Raw genomic sequence first — 18,170 nt, 5'->3', positions numbered from 1 at the left:
AGGTGAGTCTGAACAGAACTCTTATTCTAAAGGCCGCAATCCTGGTCTTGGTCCTCGGAATGTGCCTGTCTCCCGCGCCCTATGGACCGCTGGCGCAGGATGAACCGGAGCAAAACCTGATAACGCTGGACGCCGACAGCACTTCGGTGGTTGATATCCTCCAAATATTGGCGAGCCGGACGGGGCTCAATATCGTGACCTCGCCGGAGCTTCAGGGCCGCCGGATATCGATTCATCTCAAAGATACGCCCTTTGATGAGGCTTTGAACCTGGTGGTTCGGGCAGCCGGATTGGGGTATGAGAGGGTTGGGAAATCCATCCTCGTCGCGGATGTGCAACGGCTGAATACCGAAACCGGACTGGTAACAAAGACATTCCATTTAAAGTACGCCAACGCCGCAGACGTGAGCCGGATGCTCGAACTCCTCACAAAGGCCGTCACATCCAATGTTCAGGGGAATAAAATCGTCATGAGGGCGAGCCCCTCGGTCATTGAACAGGCTGAATCGATTATTGCCGGCCTTGATGAGAAACCGGCGCAAATACTCCTCGAAGCCCGCCTCTTTGAGGTGAATACGACGGGATTGTTGGAGATTGGAATCGATTGGGAGAAGATCACGAATTGGACGACCGTAGTCGCCGAGGGATCCTACGAGGGAAGCGCCGCCGGTCAGATACCTCCGAGAATCCCCTTTACGCCCTTTGAAAAGAATGGCGATATTCAGCGGCAAATGGCGGCCTTTGAGGTCACCATTGAAGCCTTAGTCACAGAAGGTAGGGCGAGGCTCCTCTCCAACGCAAAGGTCGTCACCTTGGATAATGAACCGGCAGAAATTTTCGCCGGTGAGACCGTGCCGGTTGTCATTACCTCGCTGCAGTCTCCGACGGCCGCGGGCGGCGTGCTGCAAACAATCCAACTCGAAAAGATCGATGTCGGGGTGAAGCTGGGTATTACGCCCCGGATATCCGGAAATGGTTATATAACGACATTAGTTGAACCTGAGGTTTCCCGAATCGTGGCCTTCATTGGACCAGACGATGACCTCCCGCAGACCTCGACCAGGCGCACCAGGACCTATGTGCGTGTCAGGGATGGCGGGAAGATCTATATCGGAGGTCTCCTCGCTGAAGAAGAACGGAATTCAGTTAAAAAAGTGCCTTTATTAGGGGATATCCCGTTTCTCGGTTATTTTTTCCAGCACCGCAAGACAGAGAAATCGCAATTGGATCTCATCATCGAGATTACCCCAAGAATTGTGAGCGATGAAGGGGTGGATGATGCCTCCGCAAGACCGATTCCGGAGACTCTTAATGATCCCCAGACTGATGATGAAGGATAATTACAATGCATATAGTTGATATTCTAAAGGAGGCTCTCCAGCGGCAGGCTTCGGATATTATTATCTCCGCCGGAGCTCCCGTTACCTACCATGTCTTCGGACGTCTCGAGTGGCAGGATTCCGACAAGATCCTCTCAGCCAAGGATAGCCAGTTACTTGTTTATGAAATTCTGAATTCTGATCAACGCATGAAATTCGAGTTGGAAAATGAGTTGGATATGTCTTTTCATATTGAAGACATCTGCCGCTTTCGTGTGAATGTCTATCGACAAAGGAGTTCAGTGGCCGCTGTTCTGCGCCTGGTCCCTTTCAGTGTTCCCAACTACGTCGAGCTGGGCATTTCTGAACGGCTTTTAATCCAAATGACCAACACACCCAATGGATTGATCTTGATTACCGGGCCAACCGGGGCGGGAAAATCTTCAACAGTGGCCAGTTTTCTGGAATATCTAAATACTGAAGGTGAAGAATCAAAACACATTATTACCATTGAAGATCCCATCGAATTCATGTTGTCATCTAAGACCTGTGTGATTGATCAGCGTGAACTGGGGGCCGATACCTCAAGCTATGCGAGAGGTCTGCGAAGCGCCCTCCGGCAAATGCCTCACATTATCTTTGTTGGGGAGATGAGGGATCGAGAAACGATGGAGATCGCATTGACCGCCGCCGAAACGGGCAATCTTGTCATTAGCACGCTTTCAACCCAGAGTTCGACAAAGACCATCAATCGAATCATCGATGTATTCCCAAACGATGATCAGGCTGAGATACGCGGCCGTCTGGCGCTGACTCTCAGAATGGTTGTCTCCCAGGTTCTTCTGCGGCGCCAGGATCAAGAAGGACGAATTGCCGCGCGGGAGATCTTGATTGTTAATAGTCCGATTTCCAATCTCATTCGTGAGGGGAAAATCCATCAGCTGACAAATATCATTGCTGGAAGTTACAGTGAGGGGATGATTCTCCTCGATTCCTCTTTGCTCGAATTGTATAATGAGGGAATCGTTAGTCCTTCTGAAATTCTACCGCGACTTGAAGATCCTGAGAAAATGAGACTCATCATGGGGAAATACTAATTGGGTGTGGGAGGGAATAACTATGTTCGAGAAGCTAGCTACGAAACGGCGTCTTCGCAATCTGTTAAGTGATTGGTTGAAGTATCGCGACACCCTTCTGCAATTCAAAGATTCAGCCGGTCTGACGCACAAGGAGGAATCGGATTTCCTTGAACTGCAGGCACGGATCGCCAAGCAGATTCCTTTTGTTGCGGATGCCGTTCCTAATGCCTTGACACAAGAAACACAGGCGCATGTCGGTCTCATGACAGATATGTTAAACCAGAAGGGGACACTGTATGCGGGTGTCGGCATGGAAGAGAAGGAGTGGTCCACTTTTGAAAAGAGATGGCACCACGTCTTCATTTTTCTCAACAAGCTCAAGGGTGTCACCCTGGCCAGCAAGGATCAAAAACGCAAATCCATGATGCGGAGTGTATCGACCGGAATCCCCCGTGGACGCAGGATGCCCTCCAATGGTCTTAAGATGGCTCGTGTTGCCACGAGGCTTATTATCCTGGCCGTTGTACTATATCTCCTCGCCAGCGGCGTCGGCGTCAATCGAAATGAAGAGGGCAAGTTGGTGGCCGAACTGCCGAGCAGCTTTGGTGATGTGACCAATAATCTCTGGGGCGGTGTCGTTTCTATTTCCACACGCAGCGTGAGTTTCATACAGCCGGTCATCGATAGTTATGGCATTGAGTTGACCATTGGGCTGGTGGGGATCTTGCTTCTGGGCCTTGGATATTTGATTTTTATCCGTTCCCACTAATCACTGCTGCGTGTGCCGCCGGCGCCCGCAATCTTGCGAATTCCGGTCAGGGCACCATCATGATTGAATATCAGAAGATATTATATACAACCCGCGGAAAAGACGGGGTCTCCCTAACAATCCAGGGAGGTCTCCTGCAGGCTGGATCTGAAAACTACTTTATATAAATCAATTCAATCGGACGGGCGGAACGCATTCCCAGAGGACGGCAGAAGTAAACCCCTGAGGAGAGGTGTATCGAAGACAATTCGGAGGCCCGCCAAGTCGCGGTTCCCCGGCCGCCTTGTAACCTGACCGGCAGGGTGGCGATCAACCTTCCGCCTATATTGAAAATTCCAAGATCTGCAGCCAGTAACTTTCCGGAGGTGGTCAGGCAAATTGTCACGCCATTGTGGAAAGGGTTCGGGTCGGCCCGGAGTGTCAATGATGGGGTTTCGAATTGATCAGTGACTCCCGTGGCATCTTGAAGTTGTGCCAATGTCGTCAAGGCCGCCACAAGAATTTTGACATTACCGACAGTGAAATCGGGATCGATATGATCGAGCACATCCTGAGTTGTATGATAATAGGGATTGAAGTCAGGATCGACCAAATCATATGACTCTTCATGATTGACCGCGGCAAACCCGGCCTGCCAAAAGTACCAATGATCCCCCCACCAGGCATTATCCTCTATATGCAGTTCATAAGGCATATTTGTATAGAGATCGGCCGCATTGGTCACGGCCGCCGCCAGCCACTGGGAGTCAGTGTTTGTTTCGATCTCCAAATCGAAATCAGCACCCGAGCTCCACCAACCGAGCATGTCGGCATTCAGCACGCCGACAATGGCCATACCCAGAGAAACCGCATCTTGAACATAATAATAGCTTCCAATGAGACCCTGCTCCTCGCCGGCAAAGAGAACATACTTGATTGCATAATTTGTGGGATGTTGACTCAAAATCTGCGCGGCGGTCATGACGGCGGCCGTACCACTGGCATTGTCATCGGCCCCCGGCGCCAGGTTATAGGCATCCTCCGAGATGGAATCATAGTGGCCGCAGATGATGAAGATGGAGTCGGGATAGATCGTACCGGTTTGAGTGGCCTCCACATTCCACATATCGACGTCATCCCAGATAAAATGCCGTTTGACGACCGACAGCCCAAGATTTGAAAAGTATTCGAAGAGTGAGTCTCCCGCTGCTTCACACTGCGGTGTATAACTATACCGCGTCTCGAAGTTTTCGAGCCAACCAATCTTAGCTGCCAGTCCGTTCCAATCGATTTCATCGACGACCCCCTGTATCACCGGGTCGGCCTCCAGAAGAGGTGTCCACTGCCTCTGCACCACCGCTTTTACAGGCCTGGTATCGGTGAAGGGGCGTATAGGATGATCTCTCCGGGCGCCTTTTCCTTCCGCGGGATTGAGAATGAAACCGATCATGAGGACCAGGAAGAATAGTAATCCCTTGTTATCATACAAGTGAGTGATTCTTGATGGCATTACTTTCATTTAATAAGTATAGCAGGTAATGGGGAAAACAGCATGCGCCGCGGCGGATCGGGTTCGAGCATCTCAGATACGGAAAACAACAAGGCTGTATTCTATTGTGGCGCAGATGGTTGGCGAGGCACCTCTCCTTGTCAGTCGAGCTGCTCCAGGATCTCTCTTGCGTTCTGGTTTTCGGGATTCAGTTCGAGGGATCGGCGGTAACTCTCGATCGCCTTCTCTCGATTTCCAGTGAATGAGTAGGCTTCGCCGAGGCTGTCAAAGGCGTTCGCTGATTGCGGAAATATCTCAGTATTCAGCTTGAAAACCTCAACTGCTTCCGATTCGCGGCCCCACCAATAGAGGAAATGATAACCTAGCCAATTGATGAAGGGCTCACGAAACAAGAGGCTGTCGGGATAGGTTTTGCGAGCCTCAAGGATCGTGGGTCTGGCCGCCTCAAATCCCTTTTCAATGATCTCTTGTACGATGTCGTCCGGATGGGGATGGCGGGGTTGTCCAGGCTTGTGAATCATTTCAGGGAACGCCCTACTCACGGCCGGATCGCCCGGCATGGTTTGAAGGCGCGACAAGGCATCCCCGTCATCTTTTAGGTAGGCATCGAAGAATTCCCTGCCGGCGAGACAGATTTGTTCATGCAGCAATTCACTATCATTAGTCGGGGAAGACCAATAGCCTGGAACCGCTTTGGTTATCCTGAAAGCCGCATAAGATGTGAAATCTCCATGATTGAATGTCTCAGCGAGGTAGAGATAAGAGTCGCCGAATCTTTTCCGGTCCATCAGTGAAGAGGGATCTCCCCGGGATGGCTCGCCCTGCCCAAACCTCGCTTGAGTCACATGAAGCCAGGGGATGACAAACCTATTTTCATCGTAATTGGGATGAGTGTTTGGAAGACCCGAATAATGAGGGAAGAGAATTCCTGAATCGAGACTCAGAAAAGCGTCTACATCAAGATTGCGCATGGACAGGATCAGTCCGGCCATCCCGCCCAAATCATAGCCGATGACACCCAATTCCTCAGAATCAACAAAGGGGAGTTCCCGGGCTTTGGAAAGGACGAATTCCATATCCCGGATCTGTGTCTCCAGATCGACAGCATTGATATTGACCAATCTGGCGTGAGTTCCCATTAACGGGCAGGTCGCCACAACGTATCCGTGACCCGCAAGCGATTCACAGAGAGCATAATGTGTGAAGGGGGATTCGTAATAAAGACCCTGGCCCAGGATGATCAAGGGGAACGGGCAACTTTCCGGCTCCGCGCCCTGAACGGCCATGGTTTTAACATTAAGAAGAGCGGCAAGAGGTTCATCGTCGAGCCCCTTCATAAGCTGAACGGGAAGAACCGGTTCGGAATTCTCACCCCGGAGCCCGAAGTCATCCGCCGCCATCTGGATATAATCCCGGATGAGCAAACGTCCACGATCGGAATCCTGCGCCGGATACCAGATATAGATCCGCACGGGACGACCCGGCGCGAAGGCGTCTCCATCGGGCCGGATGGGACATGCGAAGGTTCGCGCTCCATCTCGATCCGCATAGAGTCTAAAGCCGACCGGATAAAGCCCCACTTCGCCATTCACCAGTGAAGCATCCGTGGCTTGAGCCGGTTGCGGATTCATCAACAATAGAAATAGGGTGAAATGACCTACGATAGCCCTGTATCCTGGCATCACGAACCTTCCTTCCCTGATGAAACGGCCGTGGACATCCTCTTGTTTCCCGCAAGGTATCCAAAAAACCACACGCCTGAAACACAATACCCATTCCTAATGCCAACCGTTTATTGTTTTGAGTAAATCTTATAACATAAAGAATAGTAAAGATTTACTGGTCAGAATGCCGTAATTAGGGTAGTCTTATCAGTTACTCATAATTTTGTGAACTGAAGGTCGGCAATGAAACAACGGATGTTTCTGAATCCACGGGGCAGGAATCTATAGAATGCAACCCTTCTACAGGAGCACGGGGTCGGTCATCATCATTGTGCTGATCCTCCTGGGACCCCTTCTCGGGATGCTGACCTATCAGGTTGTCGGCCGGCAGGAACGGGAAGAATTGTTGGCTCATTGCGGCGACTATCTCTCTGAGCGGGTCTCCTCACTTGAAATAAAAATGTCGAATCTTTTTGAAGTCCTGTACGGCATCAGGTCTCTCTTTGACAGCAGTACTGATGTTTCACGCCAGGAATTTAGATCCTTCACCGCCCGCGCGATCTCACGGCATCCCTCGATAAAAGCGCTCGAATGGATCCCTCGTATACCTGGAGACATGCGCACGAATTTCGAATCGCACGCGCGGGCTTCAGGGTTTGAAAACTTTACGGTTAGTGACGTCACTCTTGGCGGTGATTTGATCTCATCGCCCCAGAGGGATGAGTACTATCCAATTTTCTGTGTAGAGCCCCTGAAAGGGAATGAAGATCTTATCGGCTATGATGTCGGTTCCGAATCGACCCGCCGCGCCGCTCTCGATCGGGCCATAGAATCGGCGGATCTCGCTCTATCGGATCCGGTCCTGCTTGCCTCAGTGGAGGGCAACTCAATTGGGTTTCTCGGTTTTCTCCCGGTTTATGAAAAGCCCGTTGAGGAAGTCTTGCCTGAGAAAGGCGGGTTGTTGGGTTTTGCGACGCTTGCGCTGAGTATTGAAGAAGTCCTCAAACATTCCTTTCTGCTTTTTCAGGAAGATATGGAGAATTTAGTACACTTCAAGTTGGTTGATTTGGATGTCAACGGCGGGCCGGAATCGATATGGCTATCAGCCGGTTTTATTGAAGCATCCTCACCGGCTGAATCCTGCGAGAAGCAGATTGAGCTGGGCGGCCAAACGTGGAGTCTATCCCTTCACCCCACCGAAAAGTATTTCTCCAAGAATAAATCAAAGCAACCGCTTATCCGGGGATTGATGGCTTTCTTTGGATGGGAAATGATACTTGGCATCATCTTTTCGCTGATCATTTTTTACCGGAACGCGGCTCTCAGGAAACAGGATAGGATTCTCAAATCCATCAGCCGCAGTCTGGCGGAAGGGGTTGTTGTAGCCGACCGCGACGGCGTCATCATCTTTACCAATCCCGCGGCTCAGAGAATGTTGAAATGCTCAACGGGGGATAGGTTCGATGCCGGGATCCTATCGGCTCGCGGATTCTTTCTGCCGGACACCGTCACTCCCTACCCGCTGGATCAATTGCCGATCCCGAGGGCGGTGAGGGGTGAAGAGGTGCGGGAGGCAGAGATCTATGTCCGGAATTCTGAACTGCCGGGAGAGATGTGGCTCAGCGCCAGCGCAACCCCGATGGTGGATGAGTCCGGGATACTGCGGGGAGGCGTCGCCTTTTTTCGCGACGTAACGAATAAGAAAAAGTCACAGGAATTGGTCCAAAGGCTTTCCAGCGCCGTCGAGCAAACCAACGATACCGTTCTTATTACGGATTTGAAGGGAAAGATAGAGTATGTCAATCCGGCATTTGAAAAGACCACCGGCTATTCAAGAGCAGAAGTGATGGGTCGGACACCGCGCATCCTGAAATCCGGGCTGCAAGGGGAAGAAAGTTATAAAAAGCTCTGGGACACGATACTTAGAGGAGAGGTCTATCGGGATACCGTCATCAATCGAAAGAAGAACGGCGAGATCTATTACGCCGAGCAGAGTATTACACCCATGCGAGATGCAAGCGGCCGGATTCATCATTTTGTATCTGTCGTCAAAGACATGACCGAAAAGCTCAGGACGAAAGAGCAGGACATCGAAATGCAGGTGGCCGCCCTGGTACAAAAGCACCTTTATCCAAAGAAACCGCCTCACGTCCCCGGCTTCGATATTGCGGGTGCGACCTTTCCCGCTGATGCCATGTGCGGCGACTACTATGACTTCATCCGTTCGACGAACGGCTCATTGGGAATCGCGATCGGTGATGTCAGCGGCCACGGCTTCGGTCCGGCTATGGTCATGACACAAACACGGGCCTATCTCCGATCTCTCTTGCAGAATCATCAAGATCTCAATGAAATCCTAAAGCGTCTCAATGAAGTTCTTGTCAAAGATTTGGAATTGCACCGGTTTGTAACGTTATTGTATGCGCGGCTCGATATCGCGGCGCGGCGAATAGTCTATGCCAGTGCCGGCCATACCTCCGGTTTCATCATTGATCCCGCTGGAGAGGTAAGGGTTGAGCTGCAGAGCACGGGATTGCCTCTCGGTGTTTTATCGGGGCAGGAATACTCTGTCAGTGATTCGATAGAGCTAAGGCCTGGTGAAATCGCGATATTCCTTACGGATGGAATTACGGAAACACAGACAGCCGATGACAGGTATTTTGGCATCGAGGGTGTGCTTGAAATTGTCAAAAACAATCGCAGAGAATCGGCCGAAGAGATCGTGGAACATGTTCGAAACGCTGTTCGCATTTTCGCCGCTGGAATGCCACAGTCGGATGATATAACTATAGTCATTTGCAAAAGTAATCTATAAGCCAGCGGAAGAGATTCAAGAAAATAGGGCGAAAGAAAATGCCCGCTGAAGAGGAGTTGTGAGTCCATTCTCCAGCGGGCACACCTTTAAAATCTAAAGGTTACCAGTTACGCCGGCCGCCACCGCCGCCGCCGCCACGGCCACCGCCGCCACCGCCGCCTTCGCGGGGCTTGGCTTCGTTGACCTTGAGATTCCGGCCGCCGAATTCCCGATCGTTGAGTGCGGCTATCGCCTCACTTGCGCCATCCGCCATTTCTACGAAACCAAAACCACGGGGTCTGCCTGTGTCCCGGTCTGTGACCAACTTGACCGATTCGATGGATCCGTATTGGGAAAAGAGTTCATGGAGTGCCTCTTCAGTCGCGCTGAAGGGCAAATTACCAACATACAATTTCTTGGACATTGTTCCTCACTTCGTATTCACCGTGCGATGAATACAATTCTAACAATCTGACTATACCAGGGGTAATCAGTGAGACCTGAACTCCGAAAGGGAGGGCGGAAACGAAACCACATCTTTTCTGGAGAGAAATCACTAAATCGCCCAGGTGGGAATACCCCACCTCCGGGTACTATACCTCATTTATTTTGAAAGGTTTCAATAAAAAAAGGAGCATGGAGCGGCTCATCGAGCCCGTACCGCCGGGACCGAGAGTGGCGGTTCCGGCGTTTTGGGGTCCGAATCAGGGGATTTGTGGGACGGCTTTCCGGGCATGCCCTGTAATATCTTGTGGGGCAATGTGATGGGAAATGTTGACATTGTCATCGATTCTCCTCTTGTGTGAGGCTCATTCAAGGCCGGGAAGGATCGATCATCCTTCCCATAAAAAGAAGGGTCCTTGTGTGGCGATCCAGAATCATGAAGAGGAAGGGGTGATCCGCCCGGAGGTCTGTGATCCTTTCCCTTTTCTTTATGACGGCGGCGGTCGAGGAGGAGGCTTCGGATCCCATCTCATCGATCTCTATTGTCGCCTGATGGATAACACTATCGACAAAGAGAGCGCCGGATCCATCTATCCCCGAGAGATCGGCATGACCTGATTGAAAGAGATCCGGCATTCCAAGATCCGCCAAGGGCGCCGACAATTCGAGGCGGGAGGCAAGGTTGAGCTTTGGAATCGTAATCCGCACCAATTTCGGCCTCGATTCCCCCAATTTATCGAGCCAGTCATCCAAATGATCCAGGGTCAGCGCGGCCTCCAGCCGGGCCAATCCATCTATCTCTTTGGGAAGGAGGAGGACCAAGGAGAGGTCATGACCGTCATAGGGGATTTCGACGGCTTGAAAATCGTTAAAGTCGTAATTCCTGAGCTCTGTAAGTTGCGACATCAGGAGGGATTTTACCCTCCGATCACTGGACAGATGGAAATCAGCTTCGGCGGTATTCTCGATCGGGAAGCGGCGGGCCCACATTCCCTTGAAGTAAATGATATCCGCCAGAACCAAAATGGTGGAAGTGTCCAGGAGGCTGCTTTCAATAAAATCCTCCGTCCGTGAATGTGTCTCTTTCTCCGCCCAGTGATTTATCGCTTGCCGCGCCTCTTCCGTTTGGGATCTGAAATCGACCGCAGTGAAGAGGGCGCCATATTGCTTCTGAATCAATTCAATATAATCGGCTCTGAACGTGTGATCTCTCTGACCCCACACGGAATTCGCCATACTGAAACGCAACCCCCCCGATGTATATTGTTCCCGCTGCTTCCGAGATCCGGCCTGAATCAAATGGAGCCTTTCACGGTCGGTGGGGAAATTTAGGACCTGGGACATCTGCCTTTCCGTTTCGCCCCTGGCCCCGGCATAGGTCATTGCCAAAGTTTCCGATACACTGTAGGGGGAGAAGAACAAGTTTCCGGGTTTACGGCTCAAACGAAGATAGAGATTCAGAGAAAAGTGATTCATGTCCGCGATCTGCCGGATCAGTTCCTCCTGCGCCAGGCGCGGTTGTGATCCGTCAAATACGTTCTTTGACTCAGAGAGATTCGCATTGGATGAGGTCAGAGGGATCAAAAGACTTAAGGAGAGAAGGCATAGAAACCAAGATCGTTCCATTGTTAACTCCCTTCCATTCGGCAGCCCGGGGTAGGTGGTTTGCATGTGGAGTCGCGGGAGATCTTGCAAACGTTTACTTGGGAATCAAAATTAGTAAGAATTTTATTTATCGAGAGCCGGTGATTCATGCAGTGGACTGGCAGGATAATCCCTCTTAAATTGAAGCCAGGATGAGTCCAGAAAGCGGAAAATCCGACAATGCGGCGGCCCCCCGCAATTTCTACGCACGGAGCGGCAAAAGGATGCTTGACGTCCTGATGGCCCTGCCGATCCTGCTGATCTTCGCACTTCCTATGCTCTTCATCGCCCTCCTCGTCAAACTGGAGGATGGAGAAGAGGTTTTCTACCGCCAGGAGCGCATCGGCAGAGACGGCCGCCCCTTCCACCTCATAAAGTTCCGTTCGATGGTCGTCGGGGCCGAGCATAAGGGGGCGGGGATCCGGGTGATGGAGCACGATTCCCGTGTTTCCGGCATCGGGCGGTTTCTTCGCAAGACGAGTTTGGATGAACTTCCACAGCTCTTTAACGTGATCAAGGGGGATATCAGCATTGTCGGACCGCGACCCGGGTTGAGATTTCAGGTCGATCTTTATGATGAAAACCAGCGGGGCCGGCTTCTCGTCCGGCCGGGGATCACCGGCTGGGCCCAGGTTAACGGCCGGAACACGATTGATTGGGAACGACGGATCCAGCTCGATCTGGAATATATCCGGCGTCTCTCCTTGGCGATGGATCTTCTCGTACTGCTCAAAACGATCCCCACCGTTCTTTATAGTTCCGACGTGATCGCCACCTCGGATTATTGGGGGGATAAATTGAGAGCGCGAACCGCCCAACGCCATGAGGGAGAAGAGGTTAAAGAATCGACTCCAAGCTCCGGGGATCCGGTCGATCCGGCGGATTAAAACTCCCAAAGGAACCAGCGGCATCATGCCATGAATTTGCGGGTTTGATCTGAAGATTAGGGTCCTGACGGAACTGCCGGGATCTGCTATGCTAAGTTGCTGTATGCCATAAGGGTGCAGAAAGATCACTGAAGGGTGAAAATGGAAGGGTGATGGCTGTTGATGACCGATCCCATCATTAATGAGATTGTATCGTACTTGAAGCGATCCACGTCGATCCGGCTGAACGGGTGCCCGCCGCAGACGTGCTCTTTGGATTCATTGGATTCCCTCGAGATGTTCGGGTTTATCAATTTTATTGAAAACTCATTTGGGATTACCGTTCTGGATCGCGAGGTGCGGCCGGAGCATTTCGATACGGTCGCCGCAACCGCTCAATTCATCAATAGGAAACGTGGCGGAATAAATTAGGCCTGTTTTCATCTTCCACGGGATCTTGTATAAGACATCAGATCATTAATATGGGAGCGGAAGGGACAACCATGACGGAAAAGGCTACAGGCGTTATTTTATCAGACACGACTCTGCGGGATGGGGAACAAACCTATGGGATTGTCTTCACCAATGAGCAGAAGCTGCAAATCGCCTCGTTACTGAATCAGGCCGGTGTCACCGAGATTGAAGCGGGATTTCCGGCTTCAGGAGGATACGAAGGGGAATATCTCGATGAGTTGGTGTCGAGACGCCGTGACGGCCTGTTGGCGTGTCGAATTTTGGGATGGCACCGGCCGATCCCAGCCGAAATCGACTGGTCACGGAAGAGGGGAATGGATGGTTGTTGCGCGTCGATTCCGTCTTCCGAGTTCATGATCGCGAATGTCCTGCGAAAGGATCGATCCTTTGTTCTAAAAGCGATGACGGACGCGATGAGGCATGGCAAGAGTCTCGACCTCTATATGGTCGCCGATTTTCAGGATGCTTTCAGCGCCGATCCTGTCTTCCGGATGGAATTGATCGCCGCCGTGCGGGAGGCGGGAGCAGACCGGATCCGCCTCTGTGATACGGTGGGGCGTACCGATCCGATCAGTGTGCAACGGATATTACAAGAGGTCTGGGAGCAGGAAGATATCGACATCGAGGTTCATGCCCACAATGACTTGGGTATGGCGGCTGCGAATGCCGTTGTCGGGGCGCGCACCTATCTGGATTTAAAAGAGTCGGGGAAAATATCCGGCGCCAGAAAGTATTTTGTTTCCACGGCGGTGAACGGTATCGGAGAGAGGGCGGGTAATGCCGCCCTCGAGGTTGTCACGGCGGCGATGGAGCTGACGCTCAATGTCGATACCGGAATCGACATGACCCGATTCCATGAATTATGTCATTATGTGCAAGTCGCGGCCGACCGGCCCTTGCCGGTGAATCACCCCGTGGTGGGGGATAATAACTGGCGGCATTCCAGCGGTATTCATGTCGACGGTGTTCTCAAGGCGCTCAACACCTATGAACTGATTTCACCTGAACTTGTCGGCCGGGATGCCTCGGCGCGTACTATCGGTGTTTCCAAGCACAGCGGGCGGGTCGCCCTTAAAACCAACGCCAACCGCTTGGGCTTCGAAATGACCGAAAAGCAGTTGGAGGAGTTGCTGCCGATGATCGCGGCGAGAACCGTGGAAGCGGGCCGCTATCTGACGGATGAAGAACTTTCGATTATCATCAGGGCGAAACTGGGAAAGGGTTTCTGAAAACTGTTCCATCAGGAGCCCGGCGATGAGGTGTTGAGATGAAATTTGTTGTCATCGGTGCGGGGCAGACCGGCCGGATGGTGGGTGAGTTCATGCGCCGGCAGACCCAATTGGAGTGCATCGGTTATCTCGATGACAACGCGGACCTCCACGGCCGGATCTTTTACAATCTATCCGTCATCGGCGGTACGGATCGCCTCGAATCTCTGCGCGAGGGGGGATTGGAGGGCGCGCTTCCCGTTCTGGGAAACATGGCGGCGCGAAGGCGGCTTTTTAAGAAGGTGAAGGATCTGGGTTTCAAAATCCCATCCGTCATCGATCCGTCGGTGAATCTTTGCAGCGATGTGGAACTCGGAGAGGGAGCGGTCATTTCACTGGGCACGAATATATTAACCGGTGTTCACATCGGACCCTATGCGCAGATCGGAACCGGAGTCAGTATCGGGCACGACATCACGATCGGCACGAATTGCGTCATCGGGGGCAACACGATCGTCGGAGCTTCCGCAAAAATCGGCGATAATTTTTTTGCCGGGACGGGAGTCAATATCGCCGCCGGTTCCAAAACAATCGGCAACAATGTGTTTCTTTGCGCCGGATCGGTCATTTTCAAAGATATACCCGACAATGCGGTGGTCCTCGGTAATCCCGGCCGGGTCATTCGGTACCAAGATCCATTGAAAGCGGTTTTATGAACCGTTCCAGCCGTGATCTCTTCAATGAAATCCTCTTTGAACCGCTGGCTTCGTTCACCGGCCCGGCTGTCTTGGGGCCCGAGATTTGTCATTATCCGGGTCTTCTGAAGAGGGTTGATTGTCTAGCGGATCGATTGCGCGGCGCCGGACTCGAAGACTCGATGCGGGTCGGGATTTGCTGCGATCCGTCTCCAGAATATATCGTTTCGCTTCTGGCGGTGCTTCGCAGTGGGGCGACGGCTTTGATGCTGAGCCCGACCTGGACCCGGTTCGAGGTTGATCGTTGTATCCAATCGGTGAACCCTTCTTTTCTTCTCACACATGGGGCGAATCCGGGGACGGGCGGCGTCCATTCCACGATCGACACGGATGAAAAGTCACTCCGTATTCTCGATTGCCGTCGCGGGACGCTTGAGGCCGGACGGCCCGGTGATGCCGTGATTATCTTTACATCCGGTACGAGCGGGTTGCCTAAAGGCGTCGTTCTCTCTGCAGGAGGCCTTCTTTCAAATGTCGCCGCCATCAGGGAATATCTCGAGGTAGAGGCAAAGGATGCTGCCCCTCTCTTTACCCCCACCTGCTATGCCTATGCGGTCTCACAGGTTCTTGTACAAATCTTGGGGAGGGCCGCCATCTGTCCCATCCGCCGCGGATTGAGATATCCGATCCTCATTTTGGAGGCGATCCAGCAGTTCGGTCTGAAGGGGCTCTCGGCGAATCCGACAAGTTTTAAAATCCTCATGAAGACGGCCGCCGGTGAAGATCTCGATCTGACCTCGCTCCGATATGCGATGGGCGGGGGGCAGTTTCTCGCCCGTCAGGTCGTCGATGACATGCAACAGTGTTTCCCGAACAGCGGGGTTGTGAATCAGTATGGATGCACGGAAAATTCTCCCCGGATCAGCTATCACTGGGTTCGTGATCATGAGCAACCCCTAACCGGAAAATCGTTACCGGTGGGACGGGCCGTGCGTGGAACAGAACTGATGGTCGCTGACGAGCAGGCGAATCCGGTTTCCGAGGGCGAGATCGGCCAGGTGATGATTCGCGGGACCAGTCTGATGAGCCGCTACTGGCGGATGCCGGGCGAAACGAAAGAGAAATTTATCAAAGGTTGGCTCAAAACCGGTGACGTCGGTTTGCTCGATTCCGAGCAGAATCTTGTTCTTATCGGACGAATGACCGATTCGATCAATATCGGAAATGAAAAGGTCGATCCCGGCGAAATCGAGGGGTATATCCAGGAATTGCCCGAGATCCAGGAGGCGGCGATTCTCGGTGTCGAAGACCCGCTCCTTGGTGAAGCGGTGGAGGCGGTGGTTCAAGTCGTTGAACAGAACACCCTCACCGAATCAGAAGTGACCCTTAAATGCCGCTCCTATCTCAAGGAGCTCGTCTCAGCCTATAAAATCCCCAGGAAAATCCATCTCCGGCAATCCCTGCCGCGGAATCTCTACGGAAAACTCGATCGAAAACGTCTTCGGGAGTGGATCGCCGATCCTGGGAAGTAACGGGATCTCATTCTCCCACCGTCTCATACCGCTGAATATCTTGTTGGACCTCACGGACCCGCCATAGTAAGCTTGCAGGCGACAACGGCGAAAGGTTTACCCAGCGAAATTTTCGGTTTGAGGGTCTCCTATGCTTTCAAAAATGAAGAGTTGCGGTCCCGGTCCACAACCGGGAAGGATCATTTTTCGTCGCGTCATATGGGTCCTGTTCCTCACCGGCCTTTTTTCCCTCTCAATCCCAGCCGGCGCTTGGGCGGCCAGCCCGAAGGATCTCCGTAATACGCGGAATGACATGTCGCAAAATACAAATCGGGCGCGGGGTTTGATCCTCACCATTTTGAAAGAGATAAAGACGATCGATCAGAACCACCGGGATCCGAGTGGGCAACCGCTCCCGGCGCAAAAGGCGGAGGCGAGAAAATCGCTGGGCCGGCTCGAGCCGATACACACCTCTTTTACCACCTGCCAGAAAGAGGCAAGCCGTCTCATGCAGGAATTTAACACCGGCTTCGCCCGGTTGAAGGATTCGTCCGGCGAGGTTCAAGCGTTGCAGCGTGAAATGAATCGTTACCAGTCTGAGATGGAAAAACTCGGGCGGTATCTCAAAAAGTATTATCAAGGCGCGGTGGATGATTTCGGCCCGCCGATTCAGCCGGTAACGGGGGGGCTTTCCGATGATCTCGCACCTGTCCGCGGACCCAAGGGGATGCGGATTAAGGGTGAGGTGGGCGGCATGGCGGGAAGCGCTTCTTATAAGAGGCCCCATGCCAATCCGAAGGTTGATCTCTCATCAGGGCAATTGAACTTCAACGTGAAGGGGTCGCTGATACCTTCCGAAACAACCGCGATCAACTTTCACGGAAGCCATGAGAGCAAGATTGAGCAAAAGAAGATCGGTCTCACAAAACTCGGCGCCGGGGTGCAGCATCAAGTACAGGAAGATCTCGCCATTAGGGCTCAATTGGATTACAGCGGATACTCTGATGACAAGGAAGATTTCCGCAATTTCGGGGATGTCTCCTTCGCTGGAGGCGTTAATTACGAAACCCCCCGCCTCCAGGCGGCCGCGAATTTGAATTATATGAAGCGATCCTATGGAAAGGCGAAAAACGCCAATTTTAACATTCTATCATTTCAACCCAATGTCATTCTGCCGGTGGGAACCGGCAAGGCGAAGTTCGGGATCGACTACCTGAAGAAATCAAATGAGATAGAGCTTTTCAATCATCGCGAGGTGACGCCCTACGCCACATGGTTGATTGCCGGCAGCGGTTCTTCAATCAATCTCCGCTATGAGCAATTCACACATACAGAAGTCGACAAATCGCCTCTTGATAACAACCGGCTCAAAGCGAGTTATTACAATCAAAAAAACCGTCCGGCGGGCAGTGTCATTTTCGGTCCGGAAGTGGCGCTTTACCGGTACCCCAATGCTGAGGACAATAATTTTTCGGATTTCGCCTTAATGTATCAAAAGCAAGATCGCGGCAGGAAAATTTCGATAGCCTCTTGGCGTGCGGTTTATCGAGCCTACAGTGACACAACGAAATTCGATTTCGCGCAAATCACTTTTCGCCGGTCATCCCGGCCCATGGGATCCGGCGCCGATACTGAGATGAATATCGCGGCGCGTTACTACACCGAGGAATCCAACAAAGACGATCCACTCCGCTTCGCCAATGTTCACCCGCCGCACACGCTGGATTACTACCACTCGATCGGCTGGACCGGCGCCACATCGGGCGCTCTCAGGAATCTCACGATCGGGCCGATCTGGGGCGCGACGTTCCATATCGATACCGAACGCAATGACGCCTTTGATAACGATATCGATTATATTTTGACAAATCCGGCTAACAGCGCGCTGGGTGGGATCCAAGCGCGGGCGCAGTTTATGGCCACCCCCGCCTTGAGGATTCGAGGCGACGGTCTCTATAAACTAAGGTTCTACTACAACGCGGAGCCGAAAAGAAAACTCGCGCGAGTCGAAATCAAGCTATCGGGACTCTATTCCGTCAACCCGCAGGTGGAGGTTGAAGGATGGGCGAATATCCGTTTGACAACAGCCGATACGGACGCCGCCGGCGATTTGCAGGAGTCCGATATCGCCGTCCGGGTTCGCTACCTCTTTGATGTTGTTCAGTAGGCCGAAAGGCGAACCGGGGTCATGTCGGCGGTCTTGTACAAATATTC

14 protein-coding genes are annotated in these 18,170 nt (G+C 52.3%); 10 read left to right on the top strand and 4 right to left on the bottom strand.

The features are described from left to right. The first annotated feature begins 2 nt into the window (after positions 1-2). Genes KJ970_17090 through KJ970_17080 form a run of 3 tightly spaced genes read left to right on the top strand, consistent with a single transcriptional unit; the run spans position 3 to position 3,167 of the window. A complete protein-coding gene (locus tag KJ970_17090) occupies positions 3-1,340 on the top strand; it encodes a hypothetical protein (protein MBU2692633.1) in 1,338 nt (445 codons plus the stop codon). A 5-nt stretch (positions 1,341-1,345) separates the two neighbouring features. Next, complete coding sequence (locus tag KJ970_17085; GenBank protein MBU2692632.1) at positions 1,346-2,416, top strand: PilT/PilU family type 4a pilus ATPase; 1,071 nt, start codon at positions 1,346-1,348, stop codon at positions 2,414-2,416. Positions 2,417-2,438: 22 nt separating this feature from the next. Continuing rightward, positions 2,439-3,167, top strand: coding sequence for a hypothetical protein (locus tag KJ970_17080; protein MBU2692631.1), 729 nt, complete (start codon positions 2,439-2,441; stop codon positions 3,165-3,167). Positions 3,168-3,321: 154 nt separating this feature from the next. On the opposite strand, the gene KJ970_17075 is transcribed toward KJ970_17080, so the two are convergent. Beyond that, positions 3,322-4,596 carry a M28 family peptidase gene (locus KJ970_17075; GenBank protein MBU2692630.1) on the bottom strand — a complete coding sequence of 425 codons (1,275 nt, stop codon included), beginning with the start codon at positions 4,594-4,596 and terminating at the stop codon, positions 3,322-3,324. A 200-nt stretch (positions 4,597-4,796) separates the two neighbouring features. Next, positions 4,797-6,338 carry a hypothetical protein gene (locus KJ970_17070; GenBank protein ID MBU2692629.1) on the bottom strand — a complete coding sequence of 514 codons (1,542 nt, stop codon included), beginning with the start codon at positions 6,336-6,338 and terminating at the stop codon, positions 4,797-4,799. Positions 6,339-6,609: 271 nt separating this feature from the next. Between KJ970_17070 and KJ970_17065 the strand changes: the two genes are divergently transcribed. Then, complete coding sequence (locus KJ970_17065) at positions 6,610-9,135, top strand: SpoIIE family protein phosphatase (protein MBU2692628.1); 2,526 nt, start codon at positions 6,610-6,612, stop codon at positions 9,133-9,135. A gap of 100 nt (positions 9,136-9,235) precedes the next feature. Here KJ970_17065 and KJ970_17060 read toward each other — a convergent pair whose 3' ends face one another. Both KJ970_17060 and KJ970_17055 read right to left on the bottom strand, forming a co-directional pair. After that, a complete protein-coding gene (locus KJ970_17060; protein MBU2692627.1) occupies positions 9,236-9,538 on the bottom strand; it encodes an RNA-binding protein in 303 nt (100 codons plus the stop codon). A gap of 389 nt (positions 9,539-9,927) precedes the next feature. Beyond that, on the bottom strand, positions 9,928-11,184 hold the full coding sequence (locus KJ970_17055) for a serpin family protein (GenBank protein MBU2692626.1): 1,257 nt from the start codon (positions 11,182-11,184) through the stop codon (positions 9,928-9,930). Positions 11,185-11,354: 170 nt separating this feature from the next. Here KJ970_17055 and KJ970_17050 point away from each other — a divergent pair, with 170 nt between their 5' ends. The 6 genes from KJ970_17050 to KJ970_17025 all read left to right on the top strand — a co-directional run bounded on the left by KJ970_17050 (position 11,355) and on the right by KJ970_17025 (position 18,123). After that, positions 11,355-12,089, top strand: coding sequence for a sugar transferase (locus KJ970_17050; protein MBU2692625.1), 735 nt, complete (start codon positions 11,355-11,357; stop codon positions 12,087-12,089). 162 nt (positions 12,090-12,251) lie between these two features. Then, the gene (locus tag KJ970_17045; GenBank protein MBU2692624.1) at positions 12,252-12,500 is read left to right on the top strand and encodes an acyl carrier protein; all 249 of its coding nucleotides are present in this window, start codon (positions 12,252-12,254) and stop codon (positions 12,498-12,500) included. Positions 12,501-12,571: 71 nt separating this feature from the next. Then, positions 12,572-13,771, top strand: coding sequence for a homoaconitate hydratase (aksA, locus tag KJ970_17040; protein ID MBU2692623.1), 1,200 nt, complete (start codon positions 12,572-12,574; stop codon positions 13,769-13,771). A gap of 38 nt (positions 13,772-13,809) precedes the next feature. Further along, positions 13,810-14,466, top strand: coding sequence for a hypothetical protein (locus KJ970_17035; GenBank protein MBU2692622.1), 657 nt, complete (start codon positions 13,810-13,812; stop codon positions 14,464-14,466). Beyond that, complete coding sequence (locus KJ970_17030; protein MBU2692621.1) at positions 14,463-15,977, top strand: acyl--CoA ligase; 1,515 nt, start codon at positions 14,463-14,465, stop codon at positions 15,975-15,977. Before KJ970_17035 ends, KJ970_17030 begins: the two co-directional genes overlap by 4 nt. A 142-nt stretch (positions 15,978-16,119) precedes the next feature. Continuing rightward, a complete protein-coding gene (locus KJ970_17025; protein ID MBU2692620.1) occupies positions 16,120-18,123 on the top strand; it encodes a hypothetical protein in 2,004 nt (667 codons plus the stop codon). The last annotated feature ends 47 nt before the right edge of the window (positions 18,124-18,170 follow it).

It is taken from the genome of Candidatus Eisenbacteria bacterium, from assembly GCA_018831195.1.
GTDB lineage: Bacteria > Eisenbacteria > RBG-16-71-46 > CAIMUX01 > JAHJDP01 > JAHJDP01.
The sequence above is the reverse complement of the archived record's forward strand: the minus strand, read 5'-3'. Positions and strand labels throughout refer to the sequence as shown.

What these genes read in the sequence shown, in the direction of transcription:
- KJ970_17065 (MBU2692628.1), top strand. Translation starts at nt 6,610, where the DNA reads ATGCAACCCTTCTACAGGAGCACGGGGTCGGTCATCATCATTGTGCTG.
- KJ970_17030 (MBU2692621.1), top strand. Translation starts at nt 14,463, where the DNA reads ATGAACCGTTCCAGCCGTGATCTCTTCAATGAAATCCTCTTTGAACCG.
- aksA (MBU2692623.1), top strand. Translation starts at nt 12,572, where the DNA reads ATGACGGAAAAGGCTACAGGCGTTATTTTATCAGACACGACTCTGCGG.
- KJ970_17050 (MBU2692625.1), top strand. Translation starts at nt 11,355, where the DNA reads ATGAGTCCAGAAAGCGGAAAATCCGACAATGCGGCGGCCCCCCGCAAT.
- KJ970_17035 (MBU2692622.1), top strand. Translation starts at nt 13,810, where the DNA reads ATGAAATTTGTTGTCATCGGTGCGGGGCAGACCGGCCGGATGGTGGGT.
- KJ970_17055 (MBU2692626.1), bottom strand. Translation starts at nt 11,184, where the DNA reads ATGGAACGATCTTGGTTTCTATGCCTTCTCTCCTTAAGTCTTTTGATC.
- KJ970_17080 (MBU2692631.1), top strand. Translation starts at nt 2,439, where the DNA reads ATGTTCGAGAAGCTAGCTACGAAACGGCGTCTTCGCAATCTGTTAAGT.
- KJ970_17025 (MBU2692620.1), top strand. Translation starts at nt 16,120, where the DNA reads ATGAAGAGTTGCGGTCCCGGTCCACAACCGGGAAGGATCATTTTTCGT.
- KJ970_17070 (MBU2692629.1), bottom strand. Translation starts at nt 6,338, where the DNA reads ATGCCAGGATACAGGGCTATCGTAGGTCATTTCACCCTATTTCTATTG.
- KJ970_17085 (MBU2692632.1), top strand. Translation starts at nt 1,346, where the DNA reads ATGCATATAGTTGATATTCTAAAGGAGGCTCTCCAGCGGCAGGCTTCG.
- KJ970_17045 (MBU2692624.1), top strand. Translation starts at nt 12,252, where the DNA reads ATGACCGATCCCATCATTAATGAGATTGTATCGTACTTGAAGCGATCC.
- KJ970_17075 (MBU2692630.1), bottom strand. Translation starts at nt 4,596, where the DNA reads ATGATCGGTTTCATTCTCAATCCCGCGGAAGGAAAAGGCGCCCGGAGA.
- KJ970_17060 (MBU2692627.1), bottom strand. Translation starts at nt 9,538, where the DNA reads ATGTCCAAGAAATTGTATGTTGGTAATTTGCCCTTCAGCGCGACTGAA.